Origin of the sequence: Microcoleus sp. D2_18a_D3 (genome assembly GCF_036702455.1) — a bacterium.
Lineage (GTDB): Bacteria > Cyanobacteriota > Cyanobacteriia > Cyanobacteriales > Microcoleaceae > Microcoleus.
Genome location: NZ_JAUBTK010000092.1, coordinates 1 through 17,232, shown reverse-complemented (window position 1 = coordinate 17,232; position 17,232 = coordinate 1). Strand labels below are relative to the sequence as shown.

General features: G+C 48.2%; 16 protein-coding genes and 1 tRNA gene. 9 read left to right on the top strand and 8 right to left on the bottom strand.

All coding sequences use genetic code 11. The features are described from left to right. The first annotated feature begins 21 nt into the window (after positions 1–21). Positions 22–3,384 (top strand): leucine-rich repeat domain-containing protein, encoded by a 3,363-nt coding sequence (locus QUB06_RS28950; protein ID WP_333438215.1) that lies wholly within the window; start codon positions 22–24, stop codon positions 3,382–3,384. 111 nt (positions 3,385–3,495) lie between these two features. Here the strand turns inward: QUB06_RS28950 and QUB06_RS28945 are convergent, their stop codons facing one another. Both QUB06_RS28945 and thyD read right to left on the bottom strand, forming a co-directional pair. Continuing rightward, the gene (locus QUB06_RS28945) at positions 3,496–4,551 is read right to left on the bottom strand and encodes a nucleotidyl transferase AbiEii/AbiGii toxin family protein (RefSeq protein WP_333438214.1); all 1,056 of its coding nucleotides are present in this window, start codon (positions 4,549–4,551) and stop codon (positions 3,496–3,498) included. 125 nt (positions 4,552–4,676) lie between these two features. Next, positions 4,677–5,603, bottom strand: coding sequence for a thylakoid membrane protein ThyD (gene thyD / locus QUB06_RS28940; protein WP_333438213.1), 927 nt, complete (start codon positions 5,601–5,603; stop codon positions 4,677–4,679). Between the two features lie 147 nt (positions 5,604–5,750). Here thyD and QUB06_RS28935 point away from each other — a divergent pair, with 147 nt between their 5' ends. Continuing rightward, on the top strand, positions 5,751–7,382 hold the full coding sequence (locus QUB06_RS28935; protein ID WP_333438212.1) for a DUF3352 domain-containing protein: 1,632 nt from the start codon (positions 5,751–5,753) through the stop codon (positions 7,380–7,382). A gap of 171 nt (positions 7,383–7,553) precedes the next feature. Here the strand turns inward: QUB06_RS28935 and QUB06_RS28930 are convergent, their stop codons facing one another. From QUB06_RS28930 to QUB06_RS28920, 3 genes are all read right to left on the bottom strand, one after another. Next, positions 7,554–7,751, bottom strand: a complete 198-nt coding sequence (locus QUB06_RS28930; RefSeq protein ID WP_006632682.1) for a hypothetical protein — start codon at positions 7,749–7,751, stop codon at positions 7,554–7,556. 196 nt (positions 7,752–7,947) lie between these two features. Continuing rightward, positions 7,948–8,364, bottom strand: a complete 417-nt coding sequence (locus QUB06_RS28925) for a tetratricopeptide repeat protein (protein WP_333314961.1) — start codon at positions 8,362–8,364, stop codon at positions 7,948–7,950. An 87-nt stretch (positions 8,365–8,451) separates the two neighbouring features. Next, positions 8,452–8,805 (bottom strand): HesB/IscA family protein, encoded by a 354-nt coding sequence (locus tag QUB06_RS28920; protein ID WP_006632680.1) that lies wholly within the window; start codon positions 8,803–8,805, stop codon positions 8,452–8,454. A 245-nt stretch (positions 8,806–9,050) separates the two neighbouring features. Between QUB06_RS28920 and QUB06_RS28915 the strand changes: the two genes are divergently transcribed. The 7 genes from QUB06_RS28915 (at position 9,051) to QUB06_RS28885 (ending at position 15,805) form a co-directional block, all read left to right on the top strand. Beyond that, entirely contained in the window at positions 9,051–10,703 is a 1,653-nt protein-coding gene (locus QUB06_RS28915; protein ID WP_333438211.1) for a DUF6930 domain-containing protein, read from the top strand. 143 nt (positions 10,704–10,846) lie between these two features. Further along, entirely contained in the window at positions 10,847–11,101 is a 255-nt protein-coding gene (locus tag QUB06_RS28910; protein ID WP_333438210.1) for a hypothetical protein, read from the top strand. After that, the gene (locus QUB06_RS28905) at positions 11,091–11,462 is read left to right on the top strand and encodes a type II toxin-antitoxin system PemK/MazF family toxin (RefSeq protein ID WP_333438209.1); all 372 of its coding nucleotides are present in this window, start codon (positions 11,091–11,093) and stop codon (positions 11,460–11,462) included. The genes QUB06_RS28910 and QUB06_RS28905 overlap by 11 nt, the downstream gene beginning before the upstream one ends. 62 nt (positions 11,463–11,524) lie before the next feature. Then, positions 11,525–12,961: a 9,9'-di-cis-zeta-carotene desaturase gene (gene zds, locus QUB06_RS28900; RefSeq protein ID WP_333438208.1), complete on the top strand. Its 1,437-nt coding sequence runs from the start codon at positions 11,525–11,527 to the stop codon at positions 12,959–12,961. 102 nt (positions 12,962–13,063) lie between these two features. Next, positions 13,064–13,510, top strand: a complete 447-nt coding sequence (locus QUB06_RS28895; RefSeq protein ID WP_333041342.1) for an SRPBCC family protein — start codon at positions 13,064–13,066, stop codon at positions 13,508–13,510. Positions 13,511–13,616: 106 nt separating this feature from the next. Next, a complete protein-coding gene (locus QUB06_RS28890; RefSeq protein WP_333438207.1) occupies positions 13,617–15,644 on the top strand; it encodes a serine/threonine-protein kinase in 2,028 nt (675 codons plus the stop codon). An 87-nt stretch (positions 15,645–15,731) separates the two neighbouring features. Continuing rightward, positions 15,732–15,805, top strand: a tRNA-Val gene (locus tag QUB06_RS28885). 78 nt (positions 15,806–15,883) lie between these two features. On the opposite strand, the gene QUB06_RS28880 is transcribed toward QUB06_RS28885, so the two are convergent. The 3 genes from QUB06_RS28880 to QUB06_RS28870 form a co-directional block, all read right to left on the bottom strand. After that, positions 15,884–16,168, bottom strand: coding sequence for a flagellar alpha dynein (locus tag QUB06_RS28880; RefSeq protein ID WP_333438206.1), 285 nt, complete (start codon positions 16,166–16,168; stop codon positions 15,884–15,886). A gap of 32 nt (positions 16,169–16,200) precedes the next feature. Next, entirely contained in the window at positions 16,201–16,530 is a 330-nt protein-coding gene (locus tag QUB06_RS28875) for a hypothetical protein (protein WP_333438205.1), read from the bottom strand. Between the two features lie 139 nt (positions 16,531–16,669). Then, on the bottom strand, positions 16,670–17,232 hold a 563-nt coding region (locus QUB06_RS28870), incomplete at its 5' end, for a hypothetical protein (protein ID WP_333438204.1).

The following is a 17,232-nucleotide window of genomic DNA, read 5'->3' as shown; positions in this document are numbered from 1 at the left end:
AATCCAAACAAGGAATTGGCAATGTTAGAAACTGAGGGCGATCGGGAAGCACGGCAGCGCATTGAACAGGCACGGCGAGAGGGAGCAAGGACACTTGATCTTAGGGCTCTAAAACTGAGGGAACTGCCAGAGTTGATCGCATCCCTCACCCAGTTGCAACGGCTTGACCTCGACAACAACAAACTGACGGCAGTGTCAGAGGCGATCGCATCCCTCACTCAGTTGCAAGAGCTTAACCTCTCCAACAACCAACTGACAGAAGTGCCAGAGGCGATCGCATCCCTCACTCAGTTGCGACTGCTTTACCTCTCCGACAACCAACTGAGGTCACTGCCAGAGTCGATCGCATCCCTCACCCAGTTGCGAGTGCTTTACCTCTCCAACAACCAACTGACAGAAGTGCCAGAGGCGATCGCATCCCTCACCCAGTTGCGACAGCTTTACCTCGACAACAACCAACTGACAGAAGTGCCAGAGTCGATCGCATCCCTCACCCAGTTGCAGCAGTTTGACCTCCACAACAACCAACTGACAGAAGTGCCAGAGGCGATCGCATCCCTCACCCAGTTGCGACAGCTTTACCTCTACAACAACCAACTGACAGAAGTGCCAGAGGCGATACGCTCCCTCACCCAGTTGCGAATGCTTTACCTCTCCAAAAACCAACTGAGGTCACTGCCAGAGTCGCTCGCATCCCTCACCCAGTTGCGACAGCTTTACCTCCACAACAACCAACTGAGGTCACTGCCAGAGTCGCTCGCATCCCTCACCCAGTTGCAACAGCTTTACCTCTCCAACAACCAACTGAGGTCACTGCCAGAGTCGCTCGCATCCCTCACCCAGTTGCAACTGCTTTACCTCCACAACAACCAACTGAGGTCACTGCCAGAGTCGCTCGCATCCCTCACCCAGTTGCAACGGCTTTACCTCGACAACAACCAACTAACGGAACTACCAGAGGCGATCGCCTCCCTCACCCAGTTGCAACACCTTTACCTCTCCGAAAACCCTCTCAATCCTGACCTCGCTGCTGCCTATGAGCAAGGCACTGAAGCCGTCTTGCAATACCTGCGGGCAAAAGCACAAGCACAAATCACCCTGAATGAAGCCAAGCTGATTTTGATCGGTGAAGGCGAGGTGGGCAAGAGTTGTCTGTTGGGCGCATTGCGCGAGGATGAATGGCTAGAAAGTCGTCCCACCACTCACGGCATTGAAATTAAGCCAGTTATTGTCACCCATCCCGACAGTGGCACAGAGATATCACTCAATGGTTGGGATTTTGGCGGTCAACCGGTTTATCGATCCACACACCAGTTGTTTTTCAGTGCACCAGCCGTGTATCTGGTGGTGTGGAAGCCGCGAGAAGGCCCCCAGCAAGGCTTTGTCAAAGAGTGGATTACCTTGATTAAGCATCGCGAACCGCAAGCCAAGGTGCTAGTAGTCGCCACCCACGGCGGCCCCGGACAGCGACAACCCGACATTGACAGACAGGAAATTCAGGATCGATTCGGCAGCGATACGGTGCTTGACTTCTTCCATGTAGACAGCAAACCTGACCTTCAGAACTCCTGCACCGGGCTGGCAGAATTAAAACAAAAGATTGCTAGTGTCGCCGCATCTCTTCCCGAAATGGGACGTTCCGTTCCCGCCAAGTGGCAGCGAGTGCGGGAAATCTTGCAGACAAACGACAAAGCCTATCTGCCCTACAATGATGTCCTTGCCATCTGCGCTCAACAAGGAATCGATAAAGAACAAGCAGAACTTTTCCTTCGCATTTCCCATACCTTGGGGCATTTCATCCATTACCATTACGATCCAATACTGCGGGATATCGTCATCCTCAAACCCGACTGGCTAGCAAAGGCAATCAGCTTCGTACTCGATGATGAAACAACCCGCCGCCGCAACGGTTTAGTAGATTTTGAGCATCTGGGCGAATTATGGAGCAATCCCCCGTTTCCAGGCGAGAACGGCTACCCGAAAGAACTACATCCCATCTTTCTCAAGCTGATGGAACGCTTCGATTTATCCTACCGGGTTGTGATCGACCCGGCTAAACCCAGCAATACCAGCTTGATTGCTCAACTTGTACGCGATACACGCCCGGAATTGCCCAATTGGGAACAGCAACCCGAAGCCGGAGACAGACAAAAAGTGCAAATCTGCCGGATTGTGGACGATCGAGGACAACTTGCAGTAGCAGAAGGATTGTTTTATCAATTGATTGTGCGCTTGCACAAATACTCACTGGGGCGCTGCAATTACGAAAAAAGTATCCATTGGCAACGGGGTTTGATGCTTGACAACGACTACAACGGTAGGGCATTGCTGGAATATGTTGACACTGATGTAAAAATTACCGTGCGGGCAGCTTATCCAGAACGGTTTTTGTCTTATCTCACCGAAGAAATTAAATGGCTAGTCGAGAATTTCTGGGAAGGATTGCGATGTAATGTGATGGTTCCCTGCATTGCGACTTGCGGTAAGAATGCGCCGGGAAACGGGCTATTTGAGGTAGAGAAACTAATTGAGAGCAAAAAGAAGAATCGTGATGAGTATCCCTGTCCCATTTCAGGCTGTGGTGAATGGCAAAACATCGATCGTCTGCTGAATAACGCGCCGACTACTCCACCCCCATCGCAAGAAATCGGCATTCAGCAGTTCCGAAATATTGTCAAAGACGAGCTAAAAATTATCCGCAAAGATTTAGCGATTGTCGATCGTCGAGGTGAAGAACGCTTTCAGTCATTGTCTCAGGATCAGCGGATCATTCTCAGCAAAGTCGATGAGGAATTTGCGTCACTGATGCAAATGCTCACTGATGAAGCGAAAGATGGCCCGCGCCTGTTCAGTTTCAAGCCCGTCGATCCCAAGTTTTTCGATCGCCCCAAATGGATAAGTACAAAATTGCAAATTACCCTCTGGTGCGAACACTCTCGTCAACCGCTTCCAGCCTTAAATCCTAACGACAAGAAGAAGGGGGTTTATGAATTGGAAGTGTCGCGCGAATGGTTTACCAAAGCAGCCCCCTATATCAAAATTTTGACAGCAACTCTGAGTTTAGTCTTACCTGTCGCAGCCTCAGCAACCAAGCTAATGCTAGATGAGGCAACCTACAAAGGCATTGAAGAGGAACTCGATTTCGGACAAAAAAGCATCGAATCTACCTTGAAAGGAAGCGATTTAGCGACTAATTTGTCTACCGACAGAGATGCCCCTGATTGGCAACAGGGCGAAGCAGCCATCCACGCCCAAGGCTCGATTTTGCGAGAATTACACGCGCTGCTAAAAGCAAAAGATCCTGGTTTTGGTGGCTTGGTGCGGGTGCAGAACAGACGCCGCGAATTTCTGTGGGTTCACGAGCAGTTTGTAGATGAGTATTAAGATTTTTATGTTGACACCATTATTACTATCAGGTGATAATTTAAACAGGAAATCTCAGGTTGCCATGCTCTGCCTGGAAGGAGAGCAATACCAAATCCAGCATCTAAGCATCTAATCTTCAAGCCTGCCTGGGAACGAGGAAATAGTCTCGCTAAATGTCCTGCCTGTTATTTCCCGGCCTAAATCCTGAGCTAGTAAATCGATACCGTCAATAACTGTATTTGGTTCTGCAATACTCAAAACCTCATAGCATTTTTCCCGATAATCGGGACGATCTTGGAAATACTGAATCGCTCGATCGAGCGGTTCCATAACTTGATAAGCTGCTTCCGCTTTGTCGATCGCCTCTTGGGGAATCGGAGTCGCTAACCTTTGAATCGCCAAGTCGATTAAATCTCTAGAATTTACCCGATCGCTCGGCCATCGATCCGCATTTGCCAACAACTTTTCTGCTATACTATCGATTTGATTCAAGCAAGGAACAGGCGACCAATTTGGATAATGGGGTTCGCCAAACTCAATTCGCCCTTCACAAACCATCTCGAATTTAATAGTAGTGCCGTCAACAATAACAGGAAATCTTATCCCATACTGGTTTGCTTGAATATCGTTCGGGAGAACAATGCGTGAAGCGAAGCTATCCCCAAGGGAATCGCCACTAGCAAAAATCGCATCATAGCCTCCTTCGGCAACTTTTCGGCGCAGGAGACGGTAGCCATCATCCATCGGACACATAAAGTCAATATCCTGGCTCAACCGATATTCTCCGTGTTCCATACTTACCAGCGTTCCGCCGCCAAAATACGCCCGACATTCCTGTAGAAATTCGACATTCAAGTGGCTGAGTACAGTTAATATCTTTTGATGAATTTCGCGTTTAAACATTGCTTGAGAACTTACCCAATTTTCGGGATTTGTGGGCGGACAACTGCTTCCCAGTTCCGCTATTAACCAAGATTGATGCTGTTGGCTAATTGCTTGAATAAAAGCCAGTTCCTCGGAGCTAGGTTTTCCCAAAACTCCCCAATAATGCCAGCCGGATTCGTAGCGGTCTAGCATTTCCTTGAAAGTCAAATTTTTGACATCAGCAATTTGCCAGCAAATAGCTTGAAGAAATGGAAGTTCTGCGGGAACTTTAAATGCGGTTGCTATTTCTTGATTGTTCATCTGCTTTCGGCTAAAGCGAGGCAGAGCCTCTGGAGATGCGTTACCAGGCTCTGCCTGGTAACGAGGAATTTTCTTTGTTTGTGGAGCATCCGAATTCTATTCGGCGGCTGCTATTCCGTAGGTTCCTAACTTCCCGATAAAATCTCTTCGAGTGCTAATTTAAGCGTCGGATATTGATATTGAAAACCGCTAGCTAAAGTTTGTTTGGGCAACACTTTCTGCCCTTCCAAAACAAGTTTTGCCCCGTCTCCCAACAGCATTTCTAATGCAAAACTTGGCACCGGCAACCAAGAAGGCCGCTTTAAAACTTCCCCTAAAGTTTGACACAATTCATTCATCCGCACCGGATTCGGTGCTGTCGCATTCAAAACGCCTTCAACTTGCGGATTTTGCAAAGCGTACAAAATTAAATCAACCACATCCTCGCGGTGAACCCAAGAAAACCACTGTTTCCCAGTTCCGAGGGGGCCGCCAGCAAATAGTTTAAAAGGTGGCAGCATTTTTGCCAACGCGCCTCCCATTCCCAAAACTATCCCCAGCCGCAAAATTGCTAGCCGCGTTCCCGCATTTTTTGCAGGTTGGGCCGCTGCTTCCCAGTCTTTGCAAACTGCTGCTAAAAAATCGTTTCCAGCAGGGCTAGTTTCGTCAAACTCAGCGGTTTCGCTGGTTCCGTAATAGCCGATCGCCGATGCACTCACTAACACAGATGGTCTAGGATTAGCATTGTCGATCGCCTCGACCAATTTTGCCGTCGTCAGTCTGCGACTGTCGAGAATTGCTTGCTGGCGCGCCTCCGTCCACCTTTCCTCTGCAATCGGCACTCCTGCTAAATTAACAACAGCGTCGCAGCCAGCGATCGACTTTTGCCAATCACCAGACTCCGCTGGAGTGTAGGCAACAACTTCCAAATTCGGATAAGCTGAAGCGGGAAAAACTCGGCCAGCCTTCGCCGCATCCCTGCTCAAAACCACCACTTGATGTCCCGCAGCTTGCAGCTTCTCCACCAGCCGGCTACCTACAAATCCCGTTGCTCCCGCGATCGCTACTTTCATCTTTTACCCGCAATGCACATCAACAGTAGTTTAGACGATCGTCCAAACTTGTTTTGAATTATACAAAAGTAGAGCGCCGACCCGATCGCCTCCCCACAAGCTTTCTGTATTTTGATTAAACTGATATGGACGCGAGGAACACAAACCATGCCAGCAAAAAAATCAAAGCTTCTAATTGCTGCCTCCACCGTCGCAGCAGGTAGCGCTGCGGTCTACTTTTACTTCCAGGGTTTGAGCCAACAAGTATCCAACCCTCAAGACAGCGCCAAAGTTGTGCCCGACGAAGCAATGATGGCCGCGTTTATCTCCCCCAATCCCCAAGCGTTGGCCCAGTTGCAGCGATTTGGCACGCCAGGAGCTCAAAAGTTGATCGGTCAGGGTTTGAAGGGCTTTCAAGAACAAAGCTTGGCAGGCACTCAAATCGACTTTGACAGGGACTTAAAGCCTTGGTTAGGGGGGGTGATGGTCGCTTTGCTGCCCCCTGATGCTGTGACGAATACAGAGCCTCCAAAACTGCTCGTAGTAGTCAGCGTGAAAAATAAAATTAGTGCTTGGAATTTTGCGAATAAATTAAAATCTCAGCCCGGTGCAACTACTCAAGAAACCGAGTATAAAGGAGTTAAAATTTCTGAGATTGCAGAGCCAACTGGCAAGCGCTACAGTGTGGCTTTGCTGAACGACCAATTAGTGATGGCTCCTTTGAAAAAGCCTGTGGAATTGGCGATCGATACTTTTAAAGGAGAACCCTCCCTGGCTACGCAGCAGAGCACAACTAAGTTTTTTGCAGAGAGTGCGGGTGTCACGAATCCGATCGCAACTGTTTATATTGCTGACTATCCGGCCGCACTTGAGCAATTGAAAGCTAATTTGCCCGCAGATATCCAGTTGCCTTGGACAGTGTTTTCGCAGTTCCAACAAGTTAAGTCTTTGGTTGCGGGAATTGGGGCGGATAGTGCGGGATTGAGGGTAAAAACTATCGCTCAGTTAGACCCTAAATTCGTGCAGCAAAATCCACAAGTCGCATCGAAATTGTTGCCCAGATTTCCCGATGAAACTATTGCTTTAGTCGGCGGCAAGGGAATCGATAAAATTTGGTCGCAAGCAAACGCTGAGGCAAAAGATAGCCCGGAAGTTGACAGGGGAGTTCAGCAGGTGAGGAGTAGTTTTAAGCGGTTGGATTTGGATGCGGATCGTGATGTTTTTGGTTGGATGAACGGGGAATTTGCGATCGGGGCGATCGGTTCGGATCAAGGCATTTTGTCTCAGTTGGGGATGGGGGCGGCGATGATTTTTGAAACCAGCGATCGCCCTGCAGCCGAAGCAACTCTGAAAAAACTCGATGCGATCGCCAAAAGCAATGCTACAGTCAGTGTCGCCCCCAGACAAGTTCAAGGAAAGGAAGTTACGGAATGGAAAATACCCCAGCAAGGCACTTTATTCGGGCACGGTTGGCTGAATGAAAATTCTGTGTTTGTAGCTTTCGGCGGGCCTTTAGTTGATGTGATTACTTCGACACCACCCCAGCCGCTAAGCAGCAGTCGGAGTTTTCAGGCGATCGCCACTTCTTTACCGCAAGTCAACCAAGGTTACTTTTACATAGATATGGAAAAAACAATGTCTTGGGCTAACCAATATTTGCTCGCAGTACAGCCCAATTTAGTTTCGCCGCCCGTCGCTGAATTGCTCAATTCTCTCCGAGGAGTTAGCGTAGCCACAGCTTCTACACAACCGACAACTGCTGAGTTGGAGATGCTTTTTGCCTTGAAATCTAACAATTAGGAATTTGTAATCGGTAATTTGTAATCGGTAATTCTTCCTTCTATCCTTCTATCCCTTAAATCCCGTACACGGCTTTGTTGTCGGACTTTTTTCTGACAAAAAAAAGATGCTGCCCTCCATAGAGGGCAGCTACTCAAATAAAGCATCTTAAAGTCTCTCAAAACTTCAGAATTAACCTTCAGACATTCCTGATTTATTCGGCAATTGCAAATCATCCGGGTCTACGTAGTGACAAACTGCTTTGTCCATACAAATCAACGCCCAGCCGGATTTATCGATGCTCATCAACTTGTAAGAAGCTGGCTGAATAAAGAAACCTTTGTGGTTGCGGGTTGCGGGTTTGATGTTAACGTGGCTGTCAGTGCTCATGTTTTTACAACTCCTAGTATTATCGTAGTAAAATCTGAAAACCGCTGAGCGGGTTTGTCAATCGTCTAAGTCTTCAAATACTAGCACTGACTTCCTGAGTTTTCCATAAAGTTATTTATTGATTTATTACGATATCGTAATAAACCGCAAAGCCGATTTCCTCGATCCCCGCCCCAAAATCGACTTGTTTGCGCCGTTAGGGCTCCAGAAGCCACTGTTTAACGCGGGCGAGACTCTTCCAGTCGGGTTTTCTGGTTAATCCTTCTTCAAAATTTTTTTTAACTTCGTCGAGCAACTCTTCGGAAGCCATCACTAATTGCTGAGCCACTTCTACGTGGGGGCGCACTCCTTTTTCTTTGAGATCGAGGATCGCTACTGCTAGGTTGATGCGAGCTTGGGGGTCATGAGGGTTCAATTTTACGGCGGTTTTCGCTGCCTTTTGAGCCGGTGCGGGTTTATTTTCTAACAGGTAGAGCCACGCGAGGCTAGCCCAGGCATTGCCATTTTTGGGAGCTTTTTCGCACACTTCTTTAAACACGGGGATCAGATTAGCCGGGGCTTCGCCAGCTTGGTAGCGATCGAAACCGTCTTTAAACAATTCTTCAGGGGTCATTCGATTTTAGATTTTAGATTTGGGATGTTGCATGGAAAAGGGCGTGGGGCAGTTAACAACTTTCTGCCCCACGCCCTATTTTCCGATTTATGTAGAAAATGAACTGCCACAACCGCAAGTTTGAGTTGCGTTGGGGTTAGTAAACTGAAATCCGCCCCCGATCATAGCATCGCTGAAGTCGAGAACTAAACCGTAGAGATAAAGAATGCTCTTGCGATCGCAAACTACCTGAAAACCGTCGTAGTCGAACACTTCATCGTCGGATTTGACAGTGCTGGGATCTGCGAAATCCATCACGTAGGACATTCCAGAGCATCCGCCCTGGCGCACCCCTACCCGCAAGCAGAGGTCTTTACCTTGTTTTTCTCTCAGGGCTAAAACTTGACGGACAGCAGAGTCCGTCATTTGAATGCCGCGCTTTTCAGAAATGGCTTGAGTCATAATTTGCCGAACTCCTGAGACTGTCTATTGCTAAGAGTTTAATCTTATCCGTCCATTGTACAGGCATTCGCCCGAAGGCATAAGGTTAGATGCTGAAGGCAGAATTTTTACCTTCTAATTTTTAATTCCCGTGGGGCCTCGTTCCCCAGCTTGATGTCCTCTCCCCCTATAGGGTTTATGATTGATAAGCAGCGGTTGACCGGCTACCGGCACCGCAACAATGCTTCACCCAACGGGCTTACTCTATGGCAGCGCTGAATCGCTCTACTCTTCGTCGGCTACAAAACTTACCTCAAATTCCCAGCGTGTGGGAGGGCGATCGCCGACCCTTATCTAATGCTGACTCGCACATGATGCTAGATGACGATGACGTTCTAGAAGCTGGTGGCGAGTGCATTCTCTGGGTGGATGGCTCCGAAGGAGTCGTGAGGGCTATGGACATGGTAGGCCCAGATGCCGGCCCAGAGGCGATCGTCCGGGCCCTGCTACGGGCAATGGAACATCCCCAAAGTCCGGCTCCCGCAGTCCGCCCCCAAAAAATAGTAGTCAAAAACCGAGAAATTCAATTTTATCTGCGGGGCGTACTTCAAGATTTAGGCATTTCCATTGACTACGTGCCGGAATTGCCCTTAATTGACGAAATATTTCGCGGCATGGAAGAGGTCGCGATCAACAGACCTCCTGAGTTGCCCCCTCAGTATGCTGAAGTTTTAATGGAAAAAGCTGCTCAAATTTGGCAAGACGCTCCGTGGCGGACTTTGAGCGAACACCAAATTATATCTATTGAAATCAATCAGTGGGATGTCGCCAGCCTCTACGTGTCCGTATTGGGGCAAGGCAGAATGGATTACGGAGTTTTACTGTACCGCTCTCTAGAATCTTTGAAACGGTTTCGAGAACGAGTCGTCAACGATGAATCTTTTGAAGATTTAGAACAGGCTTTTTTAGGGCAAGACTGTTTGTTTCTTACCTTTGAAAGTGGAGCAGATATTGATGAGGACGACGACGATGACGAAATTGATTTAGCCGATTTGCCTCCATCGGAAATTGAACCAAATTTCGGCAACTTACATCCTTTAGAAGGATTGCGATCGATTCTTTACGAAGAAGAAGCCCTCACGATGTTAGTTGCTCTCGAAGCATTTCACCGCTTTTTCCGCAACGGTCGCCGGAAATTGGGCTCAGACACTTTTCCCAGTCTTAGCAGCCGCTACCGCATCCCAGTGCCGCAGGCTGACGGAGAAATTCAACAGGTATCCGTTAAAGTTTCCACGATGCCCGATGTATCAGACGAATTATTACAGATGCTCGGCGATGACGATGATGACGATGATGACGATGATGATGAATTTGACAAGCCACTGCTGCGGGACGATTTGGTGCCGCAAAATTCATTTTTGAGTCTCGGCGCCGTACCTTGGGAAACGGTAGATTTCCTGCGCCAAAGTGTCCAGTTTCACCAAGGTGCAGAAGTTGATATTAATACCGCCGGAGATGGTTTGCCGGTGGTGATGATCCAAACTTCTCATCCGAAGGCAAAAACTATGATTCAGGATTTGAAAGAAGCTGGAGGCGTGAAGGGGATTGGTTTTAATCCGGGCGAAAATCCTTTTCACGATGAGCAATACGACTTGGGTATTTTGCAAACCAAAAATGGCGAGTTGTATTTGTTTGGGGAGTTTAATGAAGACGATCCGGTGCATCAGGAAGCTCGCAAGAAGTGGGATCGCCGCTGTAAATTAACCAACGGTTGGTGCGGTTTGATTATTGCGAAAGGGTTGATGGGTGCTTCTCGCGGTCAGCCTCAGTTTAAGGATATGATCGCTTTGCTTGAGGTGCGCTGGGTGTCTGCTAAAGACTTGGGAATTGGGCCACTTCAGTTGATGCCGATGTTTTGAAGTTAGTTGACTGTTGACTGTTGACTGTTGACTGTTGACTGTTGACTGTTGACTGTTGACTGTTTTGAGAAGGAAGAGGTAAAAGTAAGTTGTAAGGTGCGCCACAGCGCACCATAGTTTTTAAATTATTAAGGAGAATGATTATGTCAAATTCTACTCAAAAGCGAGAAGTGTTAGTCGCCCTTGATGCTGAATTAGCTGATAAAATAGACCAATTTACTGATAATTGGACGGAGGCGATCGAGCAGGCTCTCCGTCTATGGTACGCTAAGCAAATAGAAGATAAGTTGCGGAAGTTTTATCAAAACCGCAGCCAAGAAGATATTGAGGATGAAAAAGAATGGTTTAATTTGGTAGAGGAACAGATAGAAGAAACATGGAGCAGCGATGGACTCTAACTCAACAGGAAAAACTTATCCTCGCCAAGGTGAGATTTATCTTTCAAGGGCTTTGCGTCAGTTAGGAGATACCAAAAAAAGACCTGTAGTTGTGGTTTCTCCCGATATCCGCAACGAGTTTACTGATTCTGTCATTGTTGTTCCTTTCACAAGTAATCTTGCAGGAGTAGAAAATCCTACTCGTGTCTTGATTCCTGCGGGTGAGGGAGGATTGCAAGCTGATTCTCTAGCTGTATGTGAAAACGTTTCTGCTTTGCGGCAGACGTTCCTAGAACAAGGCCCTTACGGTCAAATTAGTGCCGATGTCCTAGCCAGAATTCAGAGGGCTATACAAGTGTCGATCGGCATTTACGAACTTTAATAATATTTCTGATATTCTAAATTTTGTTACAATTTGTAAAAATACTGTAAAGGATAGGTAAAATGCGGGTTGCGATCGCAGGTGCGGGACTGGCTGGAATGACCACAGCAGTCGATTTAGTGGAGGCCGGCCACGAAGTAGAAATTTTTGAATCCCGCCCCTTTGTCGGCGGTAAAGTCGGCAGTTGGGTAGATCCAGACGGCAATCACGTTGAAATGGGTTTGCACGTCTTCTTCGGCTGCTATTATAACTTATTTGCCCTGATGAAAAAAGTGGGAGCTTTTGACGATTTGCTCCTCAAAGAACACGTCCACACTTTTATCAATCGAGGCGGCGAAACAGGTTCTTTGGATTTTCGCTTTCCGGTAGGTGCTCCTTTGCACGGATTGAAGGCATTTTTTACTACATCCCAGCTATCCGTACAAGACAAAATTCAAAATGCGATCGCCCTGGGAACTAGCCCCATCGTCCGAGGTTTGATAGACTTTGACGGGGCAATGAAAACTATCCGCGATTTGGATAAAATTAGCTTCGCTGACTGGTTCCGCAGTCAAGGTGGCAACCAAAACTCGCTCAAAAGAATGTGGAATCCGATCGCCTACGCACTGGGTTTTATCGACACTGAAAATATTTCTGCCCGGTGTATGTTGACAATCTTTCAATTCTTTGCATCGAAAACCGAAGCCTCTGTCATGCGAATGCTAGCTGGTTCTCCCAACGAATATTTGCACAAACCAATTGTAGAATATTTGGAAAAGAAAGGAGCCAAAATTTACACGCGGCGCAGAGTAAGAGAAATTCAGTTTGAAGAAGGCGAAGAAACCCGCGTAACAGGCTTGGTAGTAGCTAACGGCGAAACAGAAGAAAATATTACCGCAGACGCTTACGTTTTCGCCTGCGACGTGCCCGGAATTCAGAAAATATTGCCCCCAGCTTGGCGCAAATGGTCGGAATTTGACAACATTTATAAATTAGATGCGGTGCCGGTTGCTACAGTACAATTGCGGTTCGACGGTTGGGTAACGGAACTGGAAGACGAAGCCAAGCGCAAACAGTTGAGTCACGCTGTAGGAATCGATAATTTGCTATATTCAGCAGATGCAGATTTTTCTTGTTTTGCAGATTTGGCACTGACAAGTCCCAAAGATTATTATCAAGAAGGAAAAGGTTCGCTGTTGCAGTTGGTGCTGACACCGGGAGATCCGTTTATTAAACAAAGCAATGAGGCGATCGCCCAACACGTACTTAAGCAAGTTCAGGATTTATTCCCCTCAGCGCGGGAATTAAACATGACTTGGTACAGTGTAGTTAAGCTCGCTCAATCTTTGTATCGCGAAGCGCCGGGAATGGATGTTTTCCGCCCTGCTCAAAAAACTCCGATCGCCAATTTCTTTCTAGCAGGAAGTTACACTCAGCAAGACTACATTGATAGCATGGAAGGAGCGACACTTTCAGGCCATCAAGCCGCTAAGGCAATTCTCGAAGCTTACAGTCATTAGTCATTAGTCGTCTCTCGTTTTCTCTGGTTCCCAGGCCTAGCCTGGGAACCAGAAAGAAACAATTCTTCAATCTAAAATCTAAAATCTAAAATCTAAAATCCCATGACTGATTGGTTAGAACACAGCGTCCAAGTAGAAGTGGCAATTCCCATCGAATTAGCGTGGCAACTTTGGTCAGATTTAGAGCAAATGCCGCGCTGGATGAAGTGGATAGAATCTGTTCATGTTCTCGAAGAAGATCCAGAATTGTCTCGCTGGAAACTCGCAACTGGCGGATTAGAATTTAGCTGGCTTTCTCGGATTCTCAAATTAGTGCCGCATCAGATAATTCAGTGGGAATCGGTAGACGGTTTGCCAAATAGAGGTGCGGTAAGATTTTACGATCGCAAAGACAGCAGTATCGTCAAGCTGACAGTGGCTTACGGAATTCCCGGCTGGCTGGGAAAATTGATGGATAACCTATTTCTCGGCCGCGTGGTTGAATCGACAATTCAGGCTGATTTGGAAAGGTTTAAAGAGTATGCTCTGAAAGTAAAAGCCACATCTTAAATTCTGAGGACTAAAGTCGTTTGGTTTTTAATTGTAACGCGAGAGTCGATCGCCCCCCGGCCTCAGTATCATAGAGATGTGCTGCTGATTCCTTCTCGGTTCAGTTATGAGTTACTGCCTAAACCCCGCCTGTCAAAACCCGCAAAATGCCGATCGTACCCAATTCTGCCTGAGTTGTGGCTCCAAACTGTTGCTCAGAGAGCGTTACCGCGCCATCAAACCCCTGGGGCGCGGCGGTTTTGGTCGCACTTTTTTAGCAATAGACCAAGACAAACCCTCAAAACCCCGCTGTGCAATTAAACAGTTTTTCCCGCTATCTCAAGGTACCAGCAGCAGCGAGAAAGCAGCAGAATTATTCAACCGAGAAGCAGTGCGGCTGGACGAATTGGGGAAACACCCGCAAATTCCCGAACTGCTGGCGCACTTTCAGCAGGAACGCTATCAGTATTTGGTACAGGAATTTATAGAAGGTCAGAATTTACAGGAAGAGTTGGCGCGGACTGGGCCTTTTAGCGAAAGTAAAATTCTCAGTCTGCTGAAGGATTTATTGCCAGTATTGCAGTTCGTGCACGATCGCAGTGTAATTCACCGAGATATTAAACCGCCCAATATTATCCGCCGCCGCATTTCTCAACCTCCCATCATTTATACTTACCCAACATTAACGGGGGAATTAGTTTTAGTTGATTTTGGCGCTGCAAAAGTTGTGGAGGGTTTGAGACAAACTGGTACAGTCATCGGTTCTCCCGAATTCGTGGCGCCGGAACAAATTAGAGGTCAAGCGGTTTATGCCAGTGATTTGTACAGTTTGGGAGTAACTTGCATTTATTTGCTGACTCAAATATCTCCTTTTGATTTGTTTGATATTAATCAAGATGCTTGGGTTTGGCGAGACTTTTTGAAGGTTCCAATTGATCCGAAATTAAGTCGCATCCTCGACAAAATGATCGAACCGAGTCTCAGTCGGCGCTACAAATCTGTAGCTGAGGTATTGCAAGATTTGCAGTTGCCGCAGTCGGCGGGGGCGGGTACGGGGGCGGGCACGGGGGCGGGCACGGGGGCACCGCCCCTACCAGCGCCTAAAAGTTCCGTGCCGCAGAGGATGCCTGTGGTGCAGAATACAGTGCCGCCAACGGTTGCAGGCACCATTTTACCTGTGCCACCGATGCAGCGGGTTGTACCCGCACGCGCGCCTACTTGGAGGTGTGTTCATACTCTGGTAGGTCATTCTAATGCTGTCACGTCGGTAGCTTTCAGTCCTGATGGCGCGACTTTAGCTAGCGGCAGTGAGGACAAGACGATTGAGATGTGGAAGTTGGATGCGGGTAAGCGGTGGTACACTCTCACTGGTCATTCTGACTGGGTGACTTGTGTGGCGTTTAGTCCTGATGGCGCTACTTTGGCTAGTGGCGGCCGTGATAAAACAATTCAAATTTGGGATTTGAATAAGGGTAAGTGGTGGTACACTCTCACGGGTCATTCTGACAGGGTTTATGCTGTGGCGTTTAGTCGGGATGGTCAGGTTTTGGCTAGCGGCAGTCGGGACAAAACTGTGCAGTTGTGGAATTTGAATAAGGGAAGGCGGATGTCGGCTTTGACGGGTCACGCTGGCGGGGTGGAGGCGGTGGCTTTTAGTTCTGGCGGGGAGTTTTTGGCTAGTGGGAGTCGGGACAAGACTGTGCAGTTGTGGGATTGGCAAAATGGTCGATCGATTTGTACTTTAGCAGAGCACGGGGATTGGGTGCGGGCGATCGTTTTTGCTCCGACTCCCCCCAGCCCCCCCTTGGTAAAGGGGGGAGTAGGAGAAGGATTGATTTTGGCGACGGGGAGTCGGGATGGTACGGCGAAGCTGTGGCGGGTGGATGCACAGGGGCGAGGGACGCTGTTGCGGAGTATGAGGGACAATTCTGGGGATGTTTTGTGTGTGGCGTTGAGTCCCGATGGTCGGGTTTTGGCGACGGGGAGTCGGGATGGCACGATTTATTTGTGGGATGCGGGTACGGGGGGTTTGCTGGAAATTCTGACGGGCCACGGGGGGGAGGTTTTGTCGGTGGCGTTTAGTCCTGATGGGGAAAGTTTGGCTAGCGGTGCGGGCGATCGAACTGTGAAGATTTGGCGGGCGATCGGGCATTAGGGGCGATGTCAAGAGTGCCTGCCTAAAAAATTTCATAATTTATGCTTGACAGGCGATCGAATGTTCTGCTACATTAGGAATTCGTGAGGACGCATAGCTCAGTTGGTTAGAGCACTACGTTGACATCGTAGGGGTCACTGGTTCGAGTCCAGTTGTGTCCATGAATTTCCATGCTTTAGCGCTCAAAGGTTTTAGGTTTGCCGTCCTAGCAAAAGTTCCTTTTTCCGCTCATCTGTCGCTCAATCTTGCTCTTGAGCATAGCTAAGTATTTCCAAAACCACCTCCATATCAGCTAAGTCCGCCCTCGACTTTTTACGCCGCGCTTTCAACTGATTGAGCAGGTCGGCCGGCTCTGGGAATTCTGCGACGGTCGGAGCGGAGTTTTTATTTGTTTGGCGATCGCGCTGTGCTTCCTTGAGCTCTTGCTCCAGCATCTGCACCTTCAGTCCTAAATCGCCGTTGCGCTCGTGCAACTGATTCAGTTCTGCATCCCATTCCGCAAGTTGCTTGTTTGCCGCTTTCAATTCCTGCCTGAGCGATTCATCGTTGCCATCGCTCAGGCACTCAATTTTCCCAGCCGTTCCTCAATGGCGGCCATACGCTCCATCACGGGGTCAAGATTTGAACTTACAGTTTTGTCTACAATGTCTACAATCTCTGTAGACACGACGCTATCATTGCTTCGTGTAGACAAATCTGTAGACGGTGTAGACACAATATTGCCGCTAGTTGTAGACACTGTATACACGGGTGTAGACGTGCCTGAGACTTCCTTGAGAATGCGTTGTGCAGCTTGACTTACCGACTCACCCTCTAGTCTCTGAGCTTCTATCCAGTTGAGAAAGTGGCCGGACGCCCTGAACGATACGACTTGACTTTGACTCATTGTAGACACCTGTATACAGTATTTGTCTACACTAACTGATGATTGTCTACAATGTCAACAAAATGTCTACAGAACTTGTAGACACAAAAATCCCCCAGTTAAGGGGGATGGGATTCAGTCGTTAGTTGTCAGGCAGTGGCTAAATTTTCCGCAGGTCGCAGAAGAGCATGGAGATTATCCGGCCGCCCTTGTGTTTTTCGCGCTCTTGCCAGTCAACCTTGCAACTGATGCTCGTATGAATCTCAACGATGCGGCCGTGCCAGTTGTAGCTAGAGTCCTCTGGTTTATTGCCAGCCACTTTGTCTCCGACTCTGAAAGCTTTGAGCGGGTCAGAGCAGGGGATGCCTGTGAGTAGCTCTGTTAGTTTTTGCTTGTCGGAGTCGGAAAGTTTGGAGAAAGAATTGCAAAAGGTCAGAAGAGTTGGAAGAACGTCCTCACCGTCCTCACCCGTCCTCTGTGCAAGGATTCTTGCCTCACTACCATCCTCACCGCTTTTTTTGGGTGAGGATGGTAGTGAGGATGAAAACCCCGCAGAATCAGGCAGTGAGGATGGTGAGGATGGATTTCGACTATTGTCGGCATCAGTCCTGACAATACCAAGGTAGTAAGCCTCCCCTTTTGTTCGTTCACCAGAAAACGAGCGAGAAGCCCCTGGCTTTAGACATGGGGAGGAAAGCGGCTGCGACTTCAGTCGCCTGGAAT

Excerpts from the sequence above, each read along its gene's own strand:
- QUB06_RS28950 (WP_333438215.1), top strand. The coding sequence starts at position 22 with ATGTTAGAAACTGAGGGCGATCGGGAAGCACGGCAGCGCATTGAACAG.
- QUB06_RS28945 (WP_333438214.1), bottom strand. The coding sequence starts at position 4,551 with ATGAACAATCAAGAAATAGCAACCGCATTTAAAGTTCCCGCAGAACTT.
- thyD (WP_333438213.1), bottom strand. The coding sequence starts at position 5,603 with ATGAAAGTAGCGATCGCGGGAGCAACGGGATTTGTAGGTAGCCGGCTG.
- QUB06_RS28935 (WP_333438212.1), top strand. The coding sequence starts at position 5,751 with ATGCCAGCAAAAAAATCAAAGCTTCTAATTGCTGCCTCCACCGTCGCA.
- QUB06_RS28930 (WP_006632682.1), bottom strand. The coding sequence starts at position 7,751 with ATGAGCACTGACAGCCACGTTAACATCAAACCCGCAACCCGCAACCAC.
- QUB06_RS28925 (WP_333314961.1), bottom strand. The coding sequence starts at position 8,364 with ATGACCCCTGAAGAATTGTTTAAAGACGGTTTCGATCGCTACCAAGCT.
- QUB06_RS28920 (WP_006632680.1), bottom strand. The coding sequence starts at position 8,805 with ATGACTCAAGCCATTTCTGAAAAGCGCGGCATTCAAATGACGGACTCT.
- QUB06_RS28915 (WP_333438211.1), top strand. The coding sequence starts at position 9,051 with ATGGCAGCGCTGAATCGCTCTACTCTTCGTCGGCTACAAAACTTACCT.
- QUB06_RS28910 (WP_333438210.1), top strand. The coding sequence starts at position 10,847 with ATGTCAAATTCTACTCAAAAGCGAGAAGTGTTAGTCGCCCTTGATGCT.
- QUB06_RS28905 (WP_333438209.1), top strand. The coding sequence starts at position 11,091 with ATGGACTCTAACTCAACAGGAAAAACTTATCCTCGCCAAGGTGAGATT.
- zds (WP_333438208.1), top strand. The coding sequence starts at position 11,525 with ATGCGGGTTGCGATCGCAGGTGCGGGACTGGCTGGAATGACCACAGCA.
- QUB06_RS28895 (WP_333041342.1), top strand. The coding sequence starts at position 13,064 with ATGACTGATTGGTTAGAACACAGCGTCCAAGTAGAAGTGGCAATTCCC.
- QUB06_RS28890 (WP_333438207.1), top strand. The coding sequence starts at position 13,617 with ATGAGTTACTGCCTAAACCCCGCCTGTCAAAACCCGCAAAATGCCGAT.
- QUB06_RS28875 (WP_333438205.1), bottom strand. The coding sequence starts at position 16,530 with ATGAGTCAAAGTCAAGTCGTATCGTTCAGGGCGTCCGGCCACTTTCTC.